The 4275-nt window shown below is 29.8% G+C and carries 5 protein-coding genes and 1 pseudogene; 1 reads left to right on the top strand and 5 read right to left on the bottom strand.

Annotated features, from left to right (window positions below; all coding sequences use genetic code 11):
* The 5 genes from J7M77_RS01765 to J7M77_RS01745 form a co-directional block, all read right to left on the bottom strand.
* Nucleotides 1–473, bottom strand: a 473-nt coding sequence (locus tag J7M77_RS01765) for an MATE family efflux transporter (protein ID WP_296875387.1), incomplete at its 3' end; no start/stop codon positions are given.
* 101 nt (nucleotides 474–574) lie between these two features.
* A complete protein-coding gene (locus J7M77_RS01760; protein WP_296875385.1) occupies nucleotides 575–970 on the bottom strand; it encodes a DUF3842 family protein in 396 nt (131 codons plus the stop codon).
* 89 nt (nucleotides 971–1059) lie between these two features.
* The gene (locus J7M77_RS01755) at nucleotides 1060–1665 is read right to left on the bottom strand and encodes a biosynthetic peptidoglycan transglycosylase (RefSeq protein ID WP_296875383.1); all 606 of its coding nucleotides are present in this window, start codon (nucleotides 1663–1665) and stop codon (nucleotides 1060–1062) included.
* Nucleotides 1666–1744: 79 nt separating this feature from the next.
* Nucleotides 1745–2386 carry an HAD family hydrolase gene (locus J7M77_RS01750; protein ID WP_296875381.1) on the bottom strand — a complete coding sequence of 214 codons (642 nt, stop codon included), beginning with the start codon at nucleotides 2384–2386 and terminating at the stop codon, nucleotides 1745–1747.
* 232 nt (nucleotides 2387–2618) lie between these two features.
* Nucleotides 2619–3956, bottom strand: coding sequence for a PLP-dependent aminotransferase family protein (locus tag J7M77_RS01745; RefSeq protein WP_296875378.1), 1338 nt, complete (start codon nucleotides 3954–3956; stop codon nucleotides 2619–2621).
* Between the two features lie 123 nt (nucleotides 3957–4079).
* Here J7M77_RS01745 and J7M77_RS01740 point away from each other — a divergent pair.
* Nucleotides 4080–4275 (top strand): annotated as a pseudogene (locus J7M77_RS01740) (6-phospho-beta-glucosidase); the annotation flags it as partial.

The following is a 4275-nucleotide window of genomic DNA, read 5'->3' as shown; positions in this document are numbered from 1 at the left end:
TTCATATCACTAACACCACGTAAAACCGATGATAAAATCAAGACCGCACATCTAAATAATAAGGGCAAAGAAATAATCAAAAAATAAGTTGATGCAACTTGTCTAATCGCCTTAGCACCATTTAACCAGCCCGGTAAAAATGGGGCAATTGAAACACAAATTATCGTTAAAGCGATCCCCACTATTAACGTAAAAAATAACGCCTGCTGCCCGGTTCGCTGGATTTTTTCTTGATTATTAGCGCCAACTGCTTGAGCACATACAGCTAAGATCCCAATCCCAAAAGCAATTGCGATACTTGTTACTAACCAGCAAACGGTTGAAGTTAATCCAACAGCTGCCGAAGCATTAGCTCCTAACGTCCCTACCATCGCCGTATCGACGTAAGAAACAACTACATTCATCGCCTCTTGTATTACCGCTGGCCAGGCAAGTAATAAAATTGCTTTGATTTGTAAGCGATATTTACCCACATTTACACCTCCATTTTTTCATTCCAACCAATATTATACACTTTTACTTAAAAAAAACAAAATCTCTAATCAATAAGATTAGAGAAATAACCACAAATTTTCTATTTTAAAATCGTTACTAACTCTTTAATATACTCTTGAATCGATTTACTTTCAACCCCAAGTACATGACCAGAGCATTTACTTACTGGTATAAAATATTTAATTGCTTCACTAGAACTGATTGCTTCTGCCATCTTTGATGAAACTTCCCCATACATTGAATTGGCAAACACAAAGCCAATTGGTCCTACAATAATTTTAGCATTTTTAGCGTTATAAACAATTGCATTTTCACCTGTCGCTACAACATCCGCTCCGGCTTTTTTCATCCGATTAGTCGCCGCACTATTTGTACCAATGGCAACAATAAAAATATCACCAATTTCTTTTTTTAGTATTTCAATTACACTGCTACCGATCCCGCCACCTTGACCATCAACAACAACTATTTCCATTATCTCACCCCTTTAAGCAAAATAGTCTAAATTTCCATAGTTATTATATGCCTTAAAGTAAGCTTCAAGTCAAGATTTTTATCAACGATTTACTCATCAATGATTGATGGATTATAAACACTTGGCGATTTTAATGTTTTAACAAGTACCTTAGATTGTTCCATATTTAACTCACTTGGTTCAATATGATAATAATAATTGCTGGCAGCTTTAATGCCATAATTTCCTTCACCTAAATAAGTTATATTTAAATACATCTCTAAAATTTCATCTTTACTGTATTTATTTTCCAGATCCCAGGCAATATACATTTCCGCAAACTTACGATCAAGACTTTTATTAAAACTCAAACAAAGATTTTTAGCTAACTGCTGAGTAATCGTACTGCCACCTTCTTTAAATGACCAAGTAAATAAATTAGTCAACATCGCTCTAGCTAAACCAATATAATCAACACCGTGATGACTATAGAACCGCTGATCTTCACTTTCAATTACTAAATCAACGTAAATACTAGAAATATCCTCTAATTTGACATAATCATCTTTACTTTGAAGTTCATCGACCCGTTTTGTAATACTAGCTTCATCAATAACTTCATTATAGATTTGATAGCCCTGATAAGCATAAAAACCGCCAAAGATCAAAGCTATTAATATTATTATCATCATTAGTCGCAATATTATCTTTTTCATATCCTACCTCTTATTTATTATCATACTAATTAAAAAGGATTTTTGCCATTGATATGCATTACATAATCTTACAAATTTGTCACTTTACCATTAATTGTAATAATTCATCAAAATTATCAACAACCTGTTCACACTCACTAATAATTTCTTTACTTTGATGACCACAAGCAACTAAAATAGCTTTACAATTTAATTCTTTAGCTACTTGATAGTCATGAAGCGTATCTCCAATTAATAATACTTCTTTGCTATTTAAATCAGCTTCTTGAAAATACTTTTTAGCTAAAGCCACTTTACTAGTAGCTAAATTATTATTAATTCCTAAAACCTGTTCAAAATAACTGCTTATTTTAAACTGTTCTACTTGTTGATTTAAAATTGGCTGGCTGCTAGCTGAAACAATCGTTTGTTTGATCTTTAAATCTTGAAACAATTTTAAGATCTTAATGGCATCTTTATTTAACTGCGCTTTTTTAGCTTCTTTTAAATAAATTTCAATATACTCATCAGCTACATTTTGAAATGATTCAATGTTAAAATCAAAGCCTAATTTTTGATAATAATCAATTACTGGAAAACAAAACATATTTTGATAATCTTGTTTTGAAGCAATTGGCTTTAGCTTTCTTTTTTTAAGCAATAAATTAATCGTTGCAATTGATTCTTCAACATCATCTAATAAAGTTCCATTCCAATCCCAAATAATATGTTTATATAACATGTTTAAATCACCTTTCTGTTTGTCCTATTTTAGCATTTTTTGACTAAACTTAAAACCCAAAAGTAAAAGGACACAAAAGTGCCCTAATCTCTAACAAAAGATATTAATTAAGTAGTCTTTTGGGGAAAAAATGAAAAACTATTAACTATAACGACTACGTTTATTAGTATAGATAATAAATTTCAAAAAAATAACTAGAAACTTTATTACATTGTCTTAGCAATATGGCAAATTATGGCTTTAACTGACTCAAGATAATTTGATAAATTTTATTCAATACTTGTTTTAATTCATTAACATCAACTCTAGAAATACTTAACCGAATACTATGACATTTACTTTGATAATAACTGCTTTGATTACTGGCAACATAAATATGTTCTTTTTTTAATGCCTGGATTAATCGCTTTAAATTGATTTGGGGATTTAAAGCCAAAGTAAAATAATAACCCGAATTTCCCCCAATCAGTTCCACAATTTCATAGTCCCAGTTTTTACATATTTGTCTAACTATTTTTAATTTCTTTTTAATTTCCTTATCAATCATCTGCATTTGAAATGAATAAATGCCACTTTGTAGATATGCTTCTAAAGTAGCCTGAGAAACAAGCGATGGCATGTGATAAGAATAATAATAAGATAATTTAGTCATTTGATTCATTGTTTCAATAAAATCATCTGGTACAATTGCCATTCCAATTCTAATAAATGGCATAATTTTAGTAAAACTAGTTAAATAGATACAATGACTGTGATTAGAAAAATAATATAATGGTAAATATTTAGGAATATTATGATAGTGGCTAAAATAATCATCTTCAACTATATAAACATCATATTTAATTGCCAGTTCCATAATTTTTTTTCGCGTCTGGTGATTTAAATAAGTACCTAAAGGATTATGATGACGCGCAATAGTATAAAAGAATTTTATATCTTCTTCTTTAAATATTTTTTCTAATTGTTTTAAATCAATTCCTTGCTTATTTCTGGAAATAACTTTAACTGGCAGTTGCATTTCTTTTAAATATTTGATGTAAAAATTATAACTAGGTTCTTCGATCAAGATCGCCTTTTTATGATTAGGGAATGGACTATTAGAAAAGATCGTTAACATCTGCATGATTCCCTGGATTAAATAGATATTTTCTTTTTTGGTATAAATACCATCATTTTCTAAATATTTAGGTAATAATTCATTTAAACTATCAACCCCACGAACGGTCTGATCTAAGGTTTTAAATGAGTATAACTGAGCAGCAATATTTAAACACTGCTTCATTTCATTAAATAAAAAACTGCTAACAATCGGATTCCCCGTTTCTAAATGATAGCCATCAAATTTACTATCATTAGATAATAATGTACTAGAAACATAGTAGCCACTTTGCGGTTTTGAAAAAATCAAACACTGTTTTTCTAAGATCTGATATGCTTTTAAAACCGTTCCTTTATTTACATCATATTTTTTAGCCATAGTAATTAATGAAGGTAATTTAGAACCTGGTTGTAAACGATTTTGTTCAATCTCTTTTTTTATTGTTGTAACTATTTGTTCATAGCGTTTCATTACATTCACCTCATCAACAGTATACCACAAACTGTACTAGTACAGTTACTAGTTAATCATCTTGTTTTTCTAAAATTATATCGTATAATCAAAAATGTAAGAAAAAGATAAAGGAGAAACACAATGGAAAGAAAAGATGCTGTAAAAATTGTTACAATCGGTGGAGGAAGTAGTTATACTCCTGAATTAGTCGAAGGTTTTATTAAACGTTATGATACTTTACCAATTAAAGAATTATGTTTAGTCGATATTCCTGAAGGAAGAGATAAATTAGAAACAGTTGGTGCTTTGGCAAAGAGGATGGTAAAAAAAGCCGGTT

The sequence above is a fragment of the Thomasclavelia sp. genome (genome assembly GCF_017889095.1).
GTDB lineage: Bacteria > Bacillota_I > Bacilli_A > Erysipelotrichales > Coprobacillaceae > Thomasclavelia.
Note: the sequence above shows the minus strand (reverse complement) of the source record. Positions and strands in the feature narration are given on the sequence as shown.

Coding starts and splice junctions, on each gene's coding strand:
- J7M77_RS01760 (WP_296875385.1), bottom strand. CDS start 970: ATGGAAATAGTTGTTGTTGATGGTCAAGGTGGCGGGATCGGTAGCAGT.
- J7M77_RS01755 (WP_296875383.1), bottom strand. CDS start 1,665: ATGAAAAAGATAATATTGCGACTAATGATGATAATAATATTAATAGCT.
- J7M77_RS01750 (WP_296875381.1), bottom strand. CDS start 2,386: ATGTTATATAAACATATTATTTGGGATTGGAATGGAACTTTATTAGAT.
- J7M77_RS01745 (WP_296875378.1), bottom strand. CDS start 3,956: ATGAAACGCTATGAACAAATAGTTACAACAATAAAAAAAGAGATTGAA.